Annotated in this window: 13 protein-coding genes; 5 read left to right on the forward strand and 8 right to left on the reverse strand. The window is 69.2% G+C overall.

What is annotated here, in order from left to right; all coding sequences use genetic code 11:
* Positions 1–95: 95 nt before the first annotated feature.
* The 4 genes from rsmG (at position 96) to J8403_RS21905 (ending at position 4,204) form a co-directional block, all read left to right on the forward strand.
* The gene (gene rsmG / locus J8403_RS21890; protein WP_078642436.1) at positions 96–809 is read left to right on the forward strand and encodes a 16S rRNA (guanine(527)-N(7))-methyltransferase RsmG; all 714 of its coding nucleotides are present in this window, start codon (positions 96–98) and stop codon (positions 807–809) included.
* A 226-nt stretch (positions 810–1,035) separates the two neighbouring features.
* Positions 1,036–2,121, forward strand: coding sequence for a ParA family protein (locus tag J8403_RS21895; protein ID WP_078505641.1), 1,086 nt, complete (start codon positions 1,036–1,038; stop codon positions 2,119–2,121).
* Positions 2,118–3,260, forward strand: coding sequence for a ParB/RepB/Spo0J family partition protein (locus J8403_RS21900; protein WP_211124646.1), 1,143 nt, complete (start codon positions 2,118–2,120; stop codon positions 3,258–3,260). The genes J8403_RS21895 and J8403_RS21900 overlap by 4 nt, the downstream gene beginning before the upstream one ends.
* A 326-nt stretch (positions 3,261–3,586) precedes the next feature.
* A complete protein-coding gene (locus J8403_RS21905) occupies positions 3,587–4,204 on the forward strand; it encodes a GNAT family N-acetyltransferase (protein ID WP_037954609.1) in 618 nt (205 codons plus the stop codon).
* Between the two features lie 89 nt (positions 4,205–4,293).
* Here the strand turns inward: J8403_RS21905 and trxA are convergent, their stop codons facing one another.
* From trxA to J8403_RS21940, 7 genes are all read right to left on the reverse strand, one after another.
* Positions 4,294–4,623 (reverse strand): thioredoxin, encoded by a 330-nt coding sequence (gene trxA / locus J8403_RS21910; RefSeq protein WP_014061966.1) that lies wholly within the window; start codon positions 4,621–4,623, stop codon positions 4,294–4,296.
* A gap of 42 nt (positions 4,624–4,665) precedes the next feature.
* Positions 4,666–5,616 carry a thioredoxin-disulfide reductase gene (gene trxB / locus J8403_RS21915; protein WP_211124647.1) on the reverse strand — a complete coding sequence of 317 codons (951 nt, stop codon included), beginning with the start codon at positions 5,614–5,616 and terminating at the stop codon, positions 4,666–4,668.
* Positions 5,617–5,770: 154 nt separating this feature from the next.
* Positions 5,771–6,739, reverse strand: coding sequence for an anti-sigma factor (locus J8403_RS21920; protein ID WP_211124648.1), 969 nt, complete (start codon positions 6,737–6,739; stop codon positions 5,771–5,773).
* Entirely contained in the window at positions 6,736–7,425 is a 690-nt protein-coding gene (sigM, locus tag J8403_RS21925; protein WP_211124649.1) for an RNA polymerase sigma factor SigM, read from the reverse strand. The genes J8403_RS21920 and sigM overlap by 4 nt, the downstream gene beginning before the upstream one ends.
* A 36-nt stretch (positions 7,426–7,461) precedes the next feature.
* Entirely contained in the window at positions 7,462–9,177 is a 1,716-nt protein-coding gene (locus J8403_RS21930) for a protein kinase family protein (RefSeq protein ID WP_211124650.1), read from the reverse strand.
* A 110-nt stretch (positions 9,178–9,287) separates the two neighbouring features.
* Positions 9,288–11,663 carry a murein biosynthesis integral membrane protein MurJ gene (gene murJ, locus J8403_RS21935; protein ID WP_211124651.1) on the reverse strand — a complete coding sequence of 792 codons (2,376 nt, stop codon included), beginning with the start codon at positions 11,661–11,663 and terminating at the stop codon, positions 9,288–9,290.
* Positions 11,664–11,711: 48 nt separating this feature from the next.
* Positions 11,712–14,072 carry a DUF6049 family protein gene (locus J8403_RS21940; RefSeq protein WP_211124652.1) on the reverse strand — a complete coding sequence of 787 codons (2,361 nt, stop codon included), beginning with the start codon at positions 14,070–14,072 and terminating at the stop codon, positions 11,712–11,714.
* 181 nt (positions 14,073–14,253) lie between these two features.
* Here J8403_RS21940 and J8403_RS21945 point away from each other — a divergent pair, with 181 nt between their 5' ends.
* Positions 14,254–15,744: a CCA tRNA nucleotidyltransferase gene (locus J8403_RS21945; protein ID WP_211124653.1), complete on the forward strand. Its 1,491-nt coding sequence runs from the start codon at positions 14,254–14,256 to the stop codon at positions 15,742–15,744.
* On the opposite strand, the gene J8403_RS21950 is transcribed toward J8403_RS21945, so the two are convergent.
* Positions 15,729–17,087, reverse strand: a complete 1,359-nt coding sequence (locus tag J8403_RS21950) for an MFS transporter (RefSeq protein WP_211124654.1) — start codon at positions 17,085–17,087, stop codon at positions 15,729–15,731. The two genes, J8403_RS21945 and J8403_RS21950, sit on opposite strands and share 16 nt — an antisense overlap.
* Positions 17,088–17,159 lie beyond the last annotated feature (72 nt).

Below are 17,159 nucleotides of genomic sequence, written 5' to 3' on the forward strand. Positions count from 1 at the left end.
GATCCACCCGGCCCCGTCTGCACGCAGACGGGGCCGAATCTTGTCAGCCTTACATCATCGTTCAGCACAGTGTTCGGTACGGAAGGACGGTCCCCGTGACGGAAGCAGCGGAGCTCCCCCCGGCGCCCCCCGAGGCAAGGGACGTATTCGGTGACCGCTTCCCGGAGGCCGTGCGCTACGGCGAGCTGCTGGCCGATGTGGGAGTGACGCGTGGGCTGATCGGTCCGCGTGAGGTGCCGCGGCTGTGGGAGCGGCATCTGCTGAACTGCGCGGTGCTCTCCGAAGTGGTGCCCGAGGAGGTCACCGTCTGCGATGTGGGGTCGGGGGCCGGGCTTCCCGGTATTCCGCTGGCCCTGACCCGGCCGGATCTCCAGATCACGCTTCTGGAGCCCTTGCTGCGGCGGACGAACTTTCTGCGGGAAGTGGTCGAGCTGCTGGGGCTGGAGCATGTGACGGTGGTGCGCGGCCGTGCCGAGGAGGTCCTCGGGAAGCTGACCCCGATGCATGTGGTGACGGCTCGAGCGGTGGCCCCGCTGGACCGGCTGGCCGGCTGGGGGGTTCCGCTGCTGCGCCCGTACGGCGAGATGCTGCTCCTGAAGGGCGACACCGCCGAGGAGGAGCTGAAGCAGGCCCGGGCCGCACTGGGCAAGCTGGGCGTGGTGGAGACCTCGGTGCTGCATGTCGGTGAGGGAGTGGTGGACCCGCCCTCGACGGTGGTGCGGGTCGAGGTCGGGGAGAGCCCCGGGGGTGTGCGTTTCGCCGCGAAGCGGGCCAAGGCCGCTCGCCGGACGCCGCGCCGTCGACCCTGAGCCGAGGGCATTGCTCCATACAAGCTGGCAAAACTACGCATACCGGAGTGTCGCGACCAATCCGCAGGGCCTCCCGTGCATCGTGTTTCACGTGAAACGTCGCTCCCTGCTGCATGGAATCATCAGTCGCGGTCGTGCGGCGGCCTCGCCCCGCGACCGCCGACCCCGTATGAACGTGGATTCATCCACAGGAGAACGGGCCTCGCTGGTTCACGACCCCAAAAGCATGGCAGGCTCTGCTTATTGCGAGCCTGATGTCGAGGAGAGTGAATCCTTGCGGTCCGACGCCAACATCGCGGGGCCGATGACCGATCCGGTCCCCGGCCCCCGTACCGAATCGCCGGGGGAGGATGTTTCACGTGAAACGCCACCCCCGATGGACGACACCCCTATTGGCCGTGCTGCTCAACTGGCGGTAGAAGCTCTGGGCCGTGCTGGTGAGGGGCTGCCCAGGCCGGAGCAGACCCGGGTGATGGTGGTCGCCAACCAGAAGGGCGGGGTCGGAAAGACCACGACCACGGTCAACCTGGCCGCCTCGCTCGCCCTGCACGGTGGTCGGGTGCTGGTGATCGACCTCGACCCACAGGGCAATGCTTCGACGGCGCTGGGGATCGACCACCACGCCGAGGTCCCATCGATCTATGACGTGCTGGTCGACAGCAAGCCGCTGTCCGATGTGGTGCAGCCGGTCCCGGATGTGGAGGGGCTCTTCTGTGCCCCGGCCACGATTGATCTTGCCGGTGCCGAGATCGAGTTGGTCTCTCTGGTGGCCAGGGAAAGCCGGCTGGAGCGGGCCATCCAGGCCTATGAGCAGCCGCTGGACTACATCCTGATCGACTGCCCGCCCTCGCTGGGGCTGCTGACGGTCAATGCGCTGGTGGCCGGCGCGGAAGTGCTGATCCCGATCCAGTGCGAGTACTACGCGCTGGAGGGATTGGGCCAGCTGCTGCGGAACGTGGATCTGGTGCGGGGTCATCTCAACCCCAAGCTCCATGTCTCGACGATCCTTCTCACCATGTACGACGGCCGCACCCGATTGGCCTCCCAGGTGGCCGACGAGGTGCGCAGCCACTTCGGCGGTGAGGTGCTTCGGACGAGCATTCCCCGATCGGTGCGCATCTCCGAGGCCCCCAGCTATGGGCAGACCGTCCTCACCTACGATCCGGGGTCGAGTGGGGCGCTCTCCTATCTCGAGGCGGCCCGTGAGATCGCCCTCAGAGGCGTCGGCGTGCACTACGAGGCCCAGCACGTCCATGCCTTGCCCGAGCTCAGCCAGCACGACCAGCACAGTATGCAGGAGGGGATTCAGTGAGTGAGCGACGCAGAGGACTGGGCCGTGGGCTCGGTGCCCTGATTCCTCCCGCGCCGAAGGGGGCGGACAACGCCGCACCCTCGGCGGGGGCGGGAACGGTCACGACGACCGGGGCCACCACCTCACCGACCGCGGTCCCGGTGCTCACCCAGGAGCGCGGAGTGCCGGCGGCCAAGGTGGCCGCATTGTCGACGCACACCGTTCCACAGGAGCCCGAGACCGTACCGCCGGAGGCGGAGCCCGAGGCCGCACCGGCGGTGATGCCGGAGGAGGTGGCCGGGGCACACTTCGCCGAGCTGCCGCTGGACTTCATCACCCCCAACCCGCGGCAGCCCCGTGAGGTCTTCGACGAGGACGCGCTCGCCGAACTGGTCACCTCGATCCAGGAGGTCGGTCTCCTCCAGCCCGTTGTCGTCCGGCAGTTGGCGCCGGAGCGCTATGAGCTCATCATGGGCGAGCGCCGCTGGCGGGCCTGTCGTGAGGCCGGGCTGGAGAAGATCCCCGCGATCGTCCGGGCCACCGACGACGAGAAGCTTCTGCTCGACGCGCTGCTGGAGAACCTGCACCGGGCCCAGCTGAACCCGCTGGAAGAGGCGGCGGCGTACGACCAGTTGCTGAAGGACTTCAACTGCACGCATGACGAACTGGCCGACCGCATCGGGCGCTCACGTCCGCAGGTCTCCAATACGCTGCGGCTGCTGAGGCTCTCCCCGTCCGTTCAGCGCAGGGTGGCGGCGGGGGTTCTCTCCGCGGGCCATGCGCGGGCGCTGCTCTCCGTGGACGACGCGGAGGAGCAGGACCGGCTGGCCCATCGCATCGTCGCCGAGGGGCTCTCGGTGCGTGCGGTGGAGGAGATCGTCACCCTGATGGGATCGCGATCGGGCGGTACGACGAAGACCAAGAGCCCGCGGGCGGGTGCGAGGGTGTCCCCCGCGCTCACGGATCTGGCGTCACGTCTCTCCGACCGGTTCGAGACGCGGGTGAAGGTCGACCTCGGTCAGAAGAAGGGAAAGATCGTCGTCGAGTTCGCCTCAATAGAGGATCTCGAGCGGATCCTCGGCTCGCTGGCTCCCGGTGAGGGGCCGGTGCTGGAGCAGCCGCTCTCCTCGGAGGGCGGAGCGGAGGACGAGGACGAGTGAGGCGCTGTCCGTGCGGCCGAGCCGCACGGAAGGGCAGTGCGGGGGCGGGTCGCGGTCCGACATGGTCGGAACGCGACCCGCTGTTTGCCCAAGGGCGGTATCGGTGCAATCTCGGCACGGATACGATGCGATCAGGCAGGGCGGATCCAGGTGGAGGCGCCGCATGTGGAGGGCAGGGCCATGCGATCGGTGAGCCGCACCGGGCTGGTGGCCACAGGATTGGGCCTGGGAGCTGTCGGCGGCTTCGTCGGCAGTCTGCTCAGGGAGCGTAGTGCGCTGTCAGCCGCCCGTGGCGCGGCTGGCCACGGAAGTGAAGGACTGGCTTCATGGGGCGTCGGCTCGTACCGCTCACGTTGGACAACCTCCCGGACATCCCCAAGCGCTGTCGCGCCTGTGTCTTCTGGGAGCTCGATCCGGTCAGCGGCGAGGCAGCCGTAAGGGCAGGCCGACCGGAGCTGGAGAAGGAGGCATGGATCTCGGCCGTGCTGCTGGAGTGGGGATCCTGCGGCCGGGTGGTCTATGTCGATGAGGTGCCGGTGGGCTTTGTGCTGTACGCGCCTCCGGCGTATGTGCCGCGCTCCACGGCCTTCCCGACCAGTCCGGTCGCGGCGGATGCCGTCCAGCTGATGACGGCGTGGCTGATGCCCGGATACCAGGGGCAGGGGCTGGGCCGGGTGATGGTGCAGACCGTCGCCAAGGATCTGATCCGCCGGGGCTTCAAGGCGGTGGAGGCGTTCGGGGACGCCACCTGGAAGGAACCGGCGTGTGTGCTGCCCGCCGATCATCTGCTGGCCGTGGGCTTCAAGACCGTCCGGCCGCATCCGCGCTATCCCCGGCTGAGGCTGGAGCTGCGGACGACGATCTCCTGGAAGGAGGATGTCGAGCTGGCGCTGGACCGGCTGCTCGGCGCCGTCCAGAAGGAGCCCGCGCTTCGGCCGCTGTAGCGAGTTCCACGTGAAACACGATGCGTGAAACGCGAAGGGGCTGCCCTCATGGGCAGCCCCTTCGTGCATCAGCGCGACGCGTGATGCGTTCAGCCGATGAAGTCGGCCAGGTCGCGCTCGATGGCGGCCTTCGGCTTGGCGCCGACGATGGTCTTGGCGACCTCGCCGCCCTGGTAGACGTTGAGCGTCGGGATGGACATCACGCCGTACTTGGCGGCCGTCGCCGGGTTCTCGTCAATGTTGAGCTTGGCGATGACGATCTTGTCGGGGTGCTCAGCCGCGATGGCCTCCAGCGAGGGGGCGATCTGGCGGCACGGACCGCACCACGCGGCCCAGAAGTCGACGAGTACCGGCTTGTCGCTCTTGAGGACCTTCTCCTCGAAGTCGGCGTCCGTCACGGTGACCGTGGCACCGGCCATGGCAATCTCCTTAGTGAGTTGATGCAGGGGTGGGAAGCGAAGTCAGACGGTGGCGTCGCCCTGGCCCAGCGAGGCGAGGTACCGCTCGGCGTCCAGCGCCGCCGAGCAACCGGTGCCGGCCGCGGTGATCGCCTGGCGGTAGGTGTGGTCCACGACATCGCCCGCGGCGAAGACACCGGGCAGGTTCGTCCGGGTGGTGGGCGCATCCACCTTGAGGTAGCCCTCGTCGTCCAGGGCCAGCTGGCCCTTGAACAGCTCGGTACGCGGGTCGTGGCCGATCGCGATGAACAGTCCGGTGACCGGCAGCTCCGAGGTCTCGTCCTTCTTGACATCGCGGAGGGTGAGACCGGAGAGCTTGCCGTCGCCGTGGATCTCCTCGACCGCGCTGTCCCAGACGAACGAGATCTTCGGGTCGCTGAACGCCCGCTCCTGCATCGCCTTGCTGGCGCGCAGGGTGTCCCGGCGGTGGACCACGGTGACCGACTTGGCGAACCGCGACAGGAAGGTCGCCTCCTCCATGGCCGTGTCACCACCGCCGATGACGGCGATGTCCTGGTCCTTGAAGAAGAACCCGTCACACGTGGCACACCAGGAGACACCGCGGCCGGAGAGCTCGTCCTCGCGGGCCAGCCCCAGCTTGCGGTGCTGGGAGCCGGTGGTCACGATGACGGTCTTGGCGCGGTGGACCGTACCGGCGGAGTCGGTGACGGTCTTGATCTGCTCGGTGAGGTCGACCGCGACCACATCGTCCGGGATGAGCTCGGCGCCGAAGCGCTCGGCCTGAGCCCGCATGTTGTCCATCAGGTCGGGGCCCATGATCCCGTCCCGGAAGCCGGGGAAGTTCTCCACCTCGGTGGTGTTCATCAGGGCGCCACCCGCGGTCACGGAGCCTTCGAAGACCAGCGGCTTCAAGGAAGCGCGGGCGGTGTAGAGCGCGGCCGTATAGCCCGCGGGCCCGGAACCGATGATGATCACGTTGCGGACGTCGCTCACGGATGTCTTCCTTGTCTCTGCCGACTGCCGGACTGCTGACTGGGCGGGCGGCTCCGGGTTCCCCCGGAATTCCGCTGCCACCCCACCCAACGGATCCTACGGGTCAGGCATTCCCGAGCGCTGTCAGACAGGCCCCTGGGGTACGTGGTGTGCCTCAGTGGCGCGGATAGGTCCGGGTCACCAGCAGCTCCCCGGGAGACGGCGAAGACGCCGAGACGCAGGACGCGTCGATCACAAAGGTGTCGACGAGTGAGCTGTCGGAGGGGTGCGGGAGCACGACGATATAGGCGGTCCGGCCGTCGTAGGTGTCCTGCTGCGCCGCGAGAGCCGGCTCCTTGCGGCCGGTGCCGCTCTGTACACAGGACGGCACGTTCGGGTCGTCGTCGGCGCGCAGCGGCACATCGGGTGAGTTGCCCTGCCCGGTGACCCCGTTCGACGCGGTGGACTTCCGGTCGGCGAGCAGCTCGTGCACGCGGTCCTTGAGCGTGGCCGAGGAGAGAGTGGACTTCCCGGAGCTCTGGCTGGCATGGGCCTGGGTGCCGGGGTCGCCGTGATCACCCGAGGAGCCGCCCTGGATGAAGAAGGAACCGATGCCGATCACCGCCGCGGCGCATGCGCCGCCGAGGACGACCTTGGGCCAGCGGCGGGAGCGGCCCGGGCGGGCGCCGGGTCCGGTGGACCCTCGTCCCGGTCCGGTGGCCCCACGCGGGCGCCCGGCGGGCCGGTCCGCCGCGGTGGAGGACTTGGACAGGGGCTTCACGGTGTCGGAGGCGGGGACGCCGTCGGCGGTTTCACGTGAAACCGGCGTGGGTGCCCGATCCGGGTCGGGGGTTTCACGTGAAACATCGGCCGCCGCCTCGGGAGCGGTCGCGTCGAGAAGCGCTTCGGCGGCCAGTGCCGCGTCGATACGGCCCGCGATATCGGCGGGCATCCGCACCGGCCCCGGCAGGGTCCCGAGCAGGGAGCGGATCTCTTCCAGGGACGTCGATACGTCCGCGCACAGCACGCAGCTCGCGAGGTGAGTGCGCACATCGACGGCGCGCGACGGAGAGAGCAGACCCTCGGTGAGTGCGGAGATCTCCGCGACTTCAGGGTGCTCGTCCGTGTCCGTCGAGGATGTCACGCTCGCCCACCTCCGCCCTTCACGGCATCTGTGTCGTTCGGTCCTGCCGTCGGTGGGACGGACGTCCCCTGCGTCCGGTTCCTTCCCACGCTCGAGGGTGAGCTACCCCTCCCGCTGGGGTGGAGATGTGAGAGCAGCGGCAGCAGTCGTGCGCGGCCCCGGGCGCAGCGGCTCTTCACTGTGCCGGTCGGAACATCCAGGACCTTCGCCGCCTCCGCGACGGGATAGCCCTGCATATCGACCAGCACCAGAGCCGCGCGCTGCTCAGGAGGGAGGGTGCGCAGCGCCCGGAGCAGTTCGCGGTGGAGATCACCGCGCTCGGCGGGAGCGGCGGCTGATTCATGGGGTTCCAGAAGTTGCTCGAGCCGCTCGGTGTCGTCCACGGGGGAGGTGCGACGGGAGGCGGCCTTGCGGGCCCGGTCCAGACAGGCGTTGACCGTGATCCGGTGCAGCCAGGTCGTCACGGCGGACTGGCCCCGGAAGGTATGCGCGGCGCGGTAGGCGGAGACGAGCGCGTCCTGGACCGCGTCGGCCGCTTCCTCGCGGTCGCCGAGAGTGCGCAGCGCCACCGCCCAGAGTCTGTCGCGGTGGCGCCGCACTATTTCGCTGAAGGCGTCCGGGTCGCCGTCGACGTGCCGGGCAAGGAGCTCGCCGTCGCTCGCTCCGCCGATGGTGGCGTCGTCCAACGTTGAGCCCCTCCCCTCTCGGCCGACCGTAGAGGGTCAGCCCTTGACCTTGATCTCCGAGATGCCGCCACGGTAGCGATCAGCGGTGCTGGCCGGAAGCTCGGTGATGTGAACCAGGACGAAACGCGTCCGTACTGGCTTGTCGAGAACGGTGGTCAGCTTCTTCCCGGCGCTCTTCAGGTCGGTGAGGTGCTGGGAGAAGGCGCCGAGTGAGGTGGGGTCGGAGGCGGAGGGGTCCGCGGCGAGAACTTCCACCTTCTGGCCGGCACGGTAGAAGTCGATGTCGATACTCGTGACGCTTTTGGCGCTGCCGAGGTCGACGACGATGCCGCTGCCCTGCTTGCGTTGGGGCAGGTTACCGAAGTTCGGGTAGTTCCAGAACTCCTTGGTCACCCAGGCGGTGTCCGCGTCGCCGTCCACGGCTCCATCGACCTTGTCCGGGGCGAAGGGCGTGTCCAACGGGGAGAACTCCGTGGCGCTCTCGATGTCGAGCGGCTTGCCCACGAGCTGCTCGCCCTTGCCGTCGTCCTTCTCGCTGGTGGACTTGCCCGGGTCGCTCTTGTTCTCCTCCTTGAGGAGGGTGTCCGCGAGCTGCCAGCTGCCGAGGCCGAGGGCAGCGATCAGAAGGGCGGAGACGGTCCACTTGAGGGCCTTGCCCGTGCGGCTCTGCAGCGGCGGCGGAGGCGGCACGGGAGCGGCCGGGCGGGCCGTGTGCGCGGCGCCGCCACGGTTCGGAGGTTGGCCGTACACGCCCTGTTGGTACGTCGTGCGCGAATACGCCGACGAAGGGGTGTAGGCGGGCTCGGGCGGCCGGATGCGCGGCATGGCCGCGACGGCCTTGGCCAACTCCTCGGGGGTGGTGCAGGGCTGGTCCTGACGGGAGGCGGTGGCCCCGTCGTTGACCAGTGCGCGCATCGCGAGCTCGGACAGACCGCGATGGACTCCCGCGCGGACCTGGTCGGGGGCGATCAGGCCCACGCCCTTGGGCAGCCCGGAGAGGCCGTAGGCGTCGGTGTCGTACGGCCAGCGCTGGGTGAGCCCCGCGTACAGCAGCGCGCCGATCGCCTCGGTGTCGGTGCGCTGGGGGTGGTCGACGCTGATACCGCGCAGGGCGGCCATCACGGCGAGCCCCCGGATGCGGTACTGGCCGGACTCGGTGCGCAGCACGGAGCCGGGGTTCAGCCGCAGATGGGCCAGGCCCTCGCGGTGGGCGGCGGCCATGGCCTGGGAGACCTGGCTGACCAATTGGTACGCGTCGTGCGGCTCGAGCGGCCCGGCGGCCAGCACGGCGGTGAGTTCGGTGGCGTCGGGAAGCCACTCATGGACGACATAGACGAGATCGTTCTCCTCGACGGCGTCGAGGACCTGGACGAAGCGGGGGTCGCCCAGCAGGGCCGCCGAACGGGCGGCGGCGAGCACCGGCCTGGCGCGCGGATGGTCGGCGGGCAGAACATGCACACCGACGGCACGCCGCAGCTTTTCGTCCACGGCACGCCAACTGCTGAATCCGTCCAGACGGGTGACGCACTCCTCCAGACGGTAGCGTCTGGCCAACTTATGACCGCTGTGCAGCTCTAGGGGGCTCGCTTCGGCCGCGGCGCCCACCTCTTCGGTGACCGCGTCCTCCGTCCCCTTACCGACCTTCTCTTTCGTCCCCGCCCCGTCGGCCGTGGCCTTGCCCGCCTCGGCGGTCAGCGGCTCCTCTCCACCGCTGTCGGCCACGTCGACGGCAGCCGTGCTCCGTTCCGCCACCGTCGTTCCTGCCTCCCCATCCGTTGCGCCTACTCCGAGCCAAGACAATTGTGCCCACAGTCCGCCGCTATGCACGACACACGGTGGCGGACGATGGTTGTGCTCAATGATCAGCGTCCGAGTCGTCCGCGCACCATACCGACCATGGCCGTCAGCTCCTCAACGCGCATCCGTTTGGCAGCAATGTAGAAGACCGCGATAAGAACGAGACCGCCGCCCAGCAAACCCGCTACAGAGCCGGCGACGCCCATTCCGAGGGTCTGCATGATGGTGTACGCCGAGCCGCCGCCCAGGATGGCTGCGGGGATGCTGGCGCCCGCGAGGCGGGTGTAGGTGCGGACGACGCGGGGGCCGTCCAGATCGCCTCCCAGCCGCTTGCGCAGCCGCTTCCAGGCCACTCCCACGCCGGTGGCGTAGGCCAGGCCGTAGGCGGCCGCCATACCGGCGACGGCCCAGCGGGCGGGGAGCACGACATAGGCGAGCGCGGAACCGGCGGCATTGACGGCGGCGACGATCACCGTGTTGTAGAAGGGGGTGCGGGTGTCCTCGTAGGCGTAGAAGCCGCGGAGGACGACGTACTGCACGGAGAAGGGGATGAGCCCCAGGCCGAACGCCATCAGGATGTAGCCCATGGCTTGGGCCGTCTCGGTGCCCGAGGTCCCGAAAAGCAGGGTGCATAGGGGGATACCGAGCGCGATGAAGCCGAAGGCGAGGGGGACGATGGCGACGGCGGAGGTGCGCAGGCCCTGCGAGATGTCGTCGCGGACCGCTCCGGGGTCGCCGTCGTGGGCCGCCCGGGAGAGCCTGGGGAGGAGAGCTGCCATCACCGACACGGTGATGATGGCCTGCGGCATGTTCCAGATGAGCTGAGCACTCGTGTAGCCGACGTAGCTCGCTCCTGGGTGGCCCCCGTTGTCGGCCTCCGTACCGGCGGCGGTGGCGAGCTGGGTCACCACGATGTTGCCGGCCTGGTTGGCGAGCACGAACAGCACGGTCCACTTGGCCAGTTTGGCGGCCTTGCCGAGCCCGTGGCCGCGCCAGTCGAAGCGTGGCCGGAAGCGGAAACCGGCTGCCCGGAGATAGGGGAACATCGCCAGGGCCTGGACGGTGAGGCCGAGGAGTGTGCCGATGCCCAGCAGCCGGATGCCCTCCGGCGTGATGGTCGTGACACCCATGTTGGAGTTGCTGGAGGTGCCGAACACCCAGATGAAGAGGCCGAAAGTGGCGATGACGACGATGTTGTTGAGGACCGGGGTCCACATCATCGCGCCGAACTTGCCCCGGGCGTTGAGGATCTGACCGACCACGACGTGCACGCCCATGAAGAAGATGGTGGGCAGGCAGTAGCGGGCGAAGGTGACCGCAACCTCGTTGGAGGGGGGATCGCTGGCGATGTCCGCGGAGAGCATCCGGATCAGTGCCGGAGCCGCGAACAGCGAAACCGCGACGAGGCTGCCGAGCGCGACCATCGTCAACGTGAGCAGACGGTTGGCGTAGGCGACTCCGCCGTCGTCGTCCTCCTTCATCGCGCGCACGAGCTGCGGGACGAAGACGGAGTTCAGGCCGCCGCCGACGGTGAGGAAGTAGATCATCGCGGGCAGCTGATAGGCGACCTGGTAAGCCTGGCCGAGGCTGGCGGCGCCGAGGCCCGCGACGATCACCATCTGCCGGACGAATCCGGTCAGGCGGGAGACCAGGGTGCCCGCGGCCATCAGCGCGCTCGACTGCAGCAGACCCGACGCCCGGCCCCCTGAGGGCTTCTTCGGCTCGGGCTCGGGCTCGGCCGCGGGGGCGGTCACGACGGGAGCGGCCACCGTGGGAGCGGCGGCCGCGGCATGGGCGGACTCGGATCTCGACGGTCCGGGGACCGGTGCCTGCCCCTGCGCGGGTGCCTGTCCCTGCGGGTAGCTCTCCGGACCCTGCGGGTAGCCCTGGCCCTGGGCGGCCCGGGGGTCATAGGGCTGCTGATCGCGGTAGAGATGCGCGAAGGCGTCCCGCTGCGGCTGCTGCGCCGCGCTGTAGCCGTCGCCGGTCCCCGGATAGCCGGGGCCCGGCTGACCGCCGGTGTACGGCTGCTGTGCCGCACCCTGCCGGCCGGGGGCGGCCTCGGAGCGCCATGCGCGCGGGTCGGGGCCCTGCGGCGGGGGGGGCGGCTGGTACTGCTGCTGGTAGCCCCCCTGCTGCGGTGTTTGGGGGGCGTGCCGGTCGTACAGCGGATCCGTCAGCGGGTCGTGGGCGTAGCGATCCTGCGTCGGATACGGGTAGGGCGTGAAGCTGCCCGTCGCGTACGTATCGTCCAGATACGGGTCCGGTGCGTAGTACTGCTGGCCGTACGACTGGCGCGGGTCGGCCTGCGGTGCCTGGTGGGCGTCGCCCAGATACGGATCGCGCTGGTGCGGTTCCTGTCCGTAAGGGTCATGGGAGCCGTGAGGCGAAGGCTGCGGCGGCGGTGGCACTCGGCCATCACCGTCATACGGCGCGTTCATCGCTACCCCACCTCATCGTCCGCTGCGGCCGACCGGCCCAGGCTTTGCTCAACGCTCCACTTTCTCACCCGAGCCGGACGGGCCAGCGCTTTGCGATCCGGTGTCCGCCGCCGGGTCACTCGGCTGCTCGGGCACGAGGGCGTGAGCGGGGTCGCGCCGGTCGGTCTCCGGGGCCTCGCTGTCGTCCTCATCATCCTGCCCGTGCGCCGTCTCGGCGTCTTCCCCGTCTCCGCCGTCCTCACCGTTCCTGGCGGCCGCGCGCTTGCGCTGGACGTAGATCCGGACACCGGCGAGGACCAGCAGCAGCACACCGCCGGCGATCACGAGAATCACGGTCGACGTGATTTCGGTGACATTCACCTCGAACATCATCTCGCGGCCGTAAGGCTGTCCGTCCGGGGTGTAGAGCTGGGCCGAGACCCACACCGGGCCGTTCGCGTTGGCCGTGGTCCCGAACTTCACGGACTGGCTGTGGCCGCCCTCCACATTGACCAGCTGCGGGTCGCTGATCGCCAGCCGGTTGCCCTGCTGGGAGCGGAGGACGAGCCGCAGCTCGACGCCCTGCACCAGGTTGTTCTGCAGGGTCACCGGGACGGTGGCGCTCCGCCCGGAGAGGGTCATGTCCGTCTTGGGGACCAGGCGCACCTTCTTGGTGAGCCCGGACAGGTAGGTCTGCACGTCGTGCCGGAAGCCGGCCGCGTTCTGCGCCTCGCTGCGCCATGAGGTCGACATCTCGCGCCTGATCGCGTTCCCGAAGGGAGTGACCACCCGGTACTTGGCGGTGAGAATCGGCTCGAAATTGTCCAGGGTCCTCTGGGTCTCCTGGATCCTGTCGAACGCCTCGGTGGGCAGTTCCCGCGCGCGCAGCGACCGGGGGTACGAGCGGGAGCTCGGCACCCGCTGGGTGGCGCTCGGGTCGGGCTTGGCCTTCGCGGCCTGTCCCAGGCTCAGCGGCTGCGTCCACTGCCCCGAGAGGCCCTCCAGGGCCGCCGCCATGGCCTGCGCCTGGCTGGTGGTGGGCGTCCGCTGGGGGGCGACCACGACGCTGCGCTGCTTGTCCGGCGCCTGCAGGTTGAACATCTGGCTCTGGGCCAGGAACGTCTGGATGGCGAGGGTGGAGTTCTCCGCCTTGGACATGTCGCCGGTGAAGGCCGTCGACAGCCGTGCGTCGGCGACCACCGCCGTATTGCCGCCGCCGATCTGGCGGGCCGCGGTGGGGGTGTAGGAGAGCCCGCCGGTCTCGCGCAGGCTGTCGCTGCGGGCGATGACGTTGTGCGCGCCCGCGGAGGTGGCGACGTCCACGATCGAGGAGTCGACCGCCCCGTCCACGGGCCAGGCGAAGTCGGTGCGCGGCCGCACCCCGAGGATGGTCTCCACGGTCGTCGAGGCGAGCTCGGTGGCGCCCTGGAGGTGGCTGAGGGTGCCGGTGACGTTCTTACCGCGGTGGGCGAGCGAGGCGAGGTCGGGGTCGGCGAACGGCAGCGCGACCACCTGCTTGCCGTCCACGGCCTTCTGCAGGGCGTCGAGCCACTGCTTGGCGACGGTCTGGCCGCGGCCCGCCGTGGTGCCGTTGCCCGAGGGGTTCTGGACCTCGTACTTCTTGGTCATCGCGTCGACCGTGGCGAGCAGGTCGGGGTCGATCACCCAGGTGATGGGGAGGTTCTTCCCCAGGGCGACCATCTGCTGCAGTCGGCCGCCGGGGGCCAGCTCCTCGGCGAGGCGGTCGTCCCGGAAGATCGGGGTGCGGTCCTCGTCGTTGTCCGTGCGCGCGGTCACATGGGTGGCGGAGATCAGCGGCCACAGATAGGTGAGCTGGGACTTCTTCGTGGCCGTGCCGGACTGCCAGGGCAGGAAGGTCCGCTCGATGCCCAGCACCTGCGGCCAGGGCTGACTGGAGGTGCCACCGGTGAGCGAGACGCCGAGCTGATAGACGCCGTTCTCCCCCAGGTGCAACTGATCCACCGGTATGGAGAGGGAGAAGTCACGGCTGGCGCCGGCCGACAGCTTGCCGATCTTCTTGGCGTATTTGTCGTCCACCTCGGTGCCGTCGAGGCCCTCCGTATAGCCGGTGCGGTGGGCGGCGGTGTCGATCGCGCTGCGGCCGTTCATGGTCGGACCGACGCGGAGGCCCACCTCGGCTCCCGAGACCGTGCTCTTGGTGTCGTTGGTGACGGTGCCGCTGACGGTGAGCGTGTCGCTCTTCTTCGGCGCGGTGGGGGTCAGCGAGGTGATGGAGACGTCCACCGACCGTGAGCCGGTGGCCTTGCTCTCCGCATGGGCGGCGGGTGCCGCCGGAATCTGCGCCAGGCCCGCGAGCATCGGCGCCGCGGCGAGCACGGCCGCTGTGCGCCGCAACCATCGTCGGGCGCGAGCGGAAGTTGTCCCCCGGAGGTCTGCCGCATCGGCCACGCGCTCGCCCGTCCCTTGTCGTCAGTAGGTCGTCAGTGGTCGTCGCAATGTGCGTCCACGAAATGGTAACGATGCCCGCTGTGGCGAAGTGCTGTGGATGGCTCCACAAGATCGTTACGCAGTGGTGGTCCGCATCGGGTGTGGAGTCCGCGGGGCGCACGGCCACGTACCCTGTTCTGTTGTGCCGAACGCCAACAATGACAGCCGACCCCCGCAGCCGACCAATGAGCTCAGCCAGGTGCAGCGCCGCGCCGTGGGCGAGCTTCTGCGGGTCTCTCCCGTCGCCGACGATCTTGCCCGTCGCTTCCAGCAGGCCGGTTTCCGCCTGGCTCTGGTCGGCGGCTCGGTACGGGACGCGCTGCTCGGCCGGCTCGGTAACGATCTGGACTTCACGACGGACGCACGGCCGGACGAGGTACTGAAGATCGTACGGCCGTGGGCGGACGCGGTGTGGGATGTCGGCATCGCCTTCGGCACCGTCGGCTGCCGTAAGGACATGGCCACCGGAAGCGGGTCGGATCAGAGCTTCCAGATTGAAATCACGACTTATCGGTCAGAAGCCTATGACCGGACATCCCGGAAGCCCGAGGTGTCGTACGGCGACTCCATCGAGGAGGACCTGGTCCGTCGGGATTTCACGGTCAACGCGATGGCGGTGGCGCTCCCGCAGAAGGAGTTCATCGACCCGCACCACGGTCTGGAGGATCTCGCCGCCCGGGTGCTGCGCACCCCCGGGACGCCCGAGGAGTCCTTCTCCGACGATCCGCTGCGGATGATGCGGGCCGCGCGCTTCGCCGCGCAGCTGGACTTCGAGGTGGCCCCCGAGGTGGTCGCCGCGATGACATCGATGGCCGACCGCATCGACATCGTCTCGGCCGAGCGGGTACGTGATGAGCTCAACAAGCTCATCCTGGCCGACCACCCCCGCAAGGGGCTGCGGCTGCTGGTGGAGACCGGGCTCGCCGACCGCGTCCTGCCGGAGCTCCCGGCGCTGCGCCTGGAGCGTGATGAGCACCACCGCCACAAGGATGTGTACGAGCATTCGCTGACGGTGCTGGACCAGGCCATCGACCTGGAGACCGAGGGACCCGACCTGGTGCTGCGGCTGGCCGCGCTGCTGCATGACATCGGTAAGCCCAAGACGCGCCGCTTCGAGAAGGACGGCCGGGTCTCCTTCCACCACCACGAGGTGGTGGGAGCCAAGATGACCAAATTCCGGATGACGAAGCTCAAGTACTCCAATGAGCTGATCAAGGACGTCTCGCGCCTTGTCGAGCTGCATCTGCGCTTCCACGGCTATGGCACGGGGGAATGGACCGACTCCGCCGTCCGTCGCTATGTCCGTGACGCCGGGCCGCTGCTGGACCGGCTGCACAAGCTGACCCGCTCGGACTGCACCACCCGTAACAAGAGGAAGGCGACGGCGCTCTCGCGTGCGTACGACGGCCTCGAGGAGCGCATCGCCCGGCTGCAGGAGCAGGAGGAGCTGGACTCGATCCGCCCGGATCTGGACGGCAACGAGATCATGAAGATCCTCGGTATCCCGCCGGGTCCGCAGGTCGGCAAGGCGTACAAGCATCTGCTGGAGATGCGGCTGGAGCACGGCCCGATGGAGCGGGACAGCGCGATCGCCACGCTCCAGGAGTGGTGGGGCGCTCAGTCGGAGGGCTGAGTCCCCCCGGTTTCACGTGAAACATCGACCCGCTGGGCGTGGTCCCGGTCATGTTTCACGTGAAACCTGACCAGCAGCGCGGTGGCCGCGTAGAGCAGCGCCACACAGATCAGCAGCGGGGCCGATCTGCCGTCCGGTGGCAGTATCACCGCGGCGACCGCCGCGGCTCCCACGAAGGCGACGTTGAACAGCACGTCATAGAGGGAGAAGATCCGGCCGCGGAAGTCATCGGCGATGGCGGACTGCACCACGGTGTCGGTGGCGATCTTCGCGCCCTGGGTGACGAGCCCGAGGACGAACGCGGCGATCAGCATGGGGGCAGGCTCGAAGGGCAGCCCGAGCCCCGGCTCCAGAAGGGCCGCGCTTCCCGCGCACACCATCACCCAGGAGAGCCGGCCGTCCGGGCGCGAGGACGCAGGCCTCCTGAGCCGGGCCACCGCCCATGGCGTGATCACCGCCGCCGCGAAGAAGCCCGCGCCCGAGACGCCGACCGCCAGCCCCAGAAGCGCGAGCCCCCCGGACTCGGTATCGGCCCATGCGTAGCGGCAGAGCATCAGCACCGTCACCGTGAGCGCGCCGTAGCAGAAGCGCATCAGCGTCATCGCGGCCAGTGCCACGGTGGGGTCCCTGCGCTCCAGCAGATGGCGTACCCCCGCGACCAGGCCCCGCGCGGTGCTCATCAGGGCCGCGGGGAGGCGGGGCTGAAGGGCCGCGGGATCCGGCCCCAGCAGGCCCGGTGCCATCGACAGGGCGGTGAGCCCGGCGATGAGATAGAGCGCGGCGCCCACCAGGACGACCAGCGCGTCCGACGAGGTGCCTCCCGGGCCCGACAGCCGGAGGATGAAGGCGAGGCTGCCCCCGGCCGTGGCGGCGAGCGTTCCGGCGGTGGGCGAGAGCGAGTTGGCCATGACCAGACGTTCCTGGCTGTCGACGACGCGGGGCAGGGCCGCCGAAAGACCGGCCAGCACAAAGCGGTTGACGGCCGTCACCGACAGGGCCGAGACGTAGAAGAGCCACTCCGGCACCTGACCGAGGACCAGTACGGCGGTTCCGGTGGCCAGTCCCGAGCGCAGCAGATTGCCGTAGAGCAGCACCTGCCGCCGGCGCCAGCGGTCCAGCAGCACCCCGGCGAAGGGGCCGAGCAGGGAGTAGGGGAGCAGCAGAACGGCCATGGCGGAGGCGATGGCCGTGGCGGAGGTCTCCTTCTCCGGGGAGAAGACCACATAGGTGGCGAGTGCGACCTGGTAGACGCCGTCGGCCGCCTGGGACAGCAGGCGGATGGCCAGAAGGCGCCGGAAGTCACGCAGTTGCAGCAGTACGCGGAGATCACGCACAACAGGCATGACGCCAGCCTCACACACCACACGGGCCTCCGGGTGTATTACCCGAAGGCCCGTGATCACGCGGCGGGAATC

Origin of the sequence: Streptomyces yatensis (genome assembly GCF_018069625.1) — a bacterium.
GTDB lineage: Bacteria > Actinomycetota > Actinomycetes > Streptomycetales > Streptomycetaceae > Streptomyces > Streptomyces yatensis.

Excerpts from the sequence above, each read along its gene's own strand:
- J8403_RS21895 (WP_078505641.1), top strand. The coding sequence starts at position 1,036 with ATGGCAGGCTCTGCTTATTGCGAGCCTGATGTCGAGGAGAGTGAATCC.
- J8403_RS21905 (WP_037954609.1), top strand. The coding sequence starts at position 3,587 with ATGGGGCGTCGGCTCGTACCGCTCACGTTGGACAACCTCCCGGACATC.
- trxA (WP_014061966.1), bottom strand. The coding sequence starts at position 4,623 with ATGGCCGGTGCCACGGTCACCGTGACGGACGCCGACTTCGAGGAGAAG.
- murJ (WP_211124651.1), bottom strand. The coding sequence starts at position 11,663 with ATGAACGCGCCGTATGACGGTGATGGCCGAGTGCCACCGCCGCCGCAG.
- J8403_RS21950 (WP_211124654.1), bottom strand. The coding sequence starts at position 17,087 with ATGCCTGTTGTGCGTGATCTCCGCGTACTGCTGCAACTGCGTGACTTC.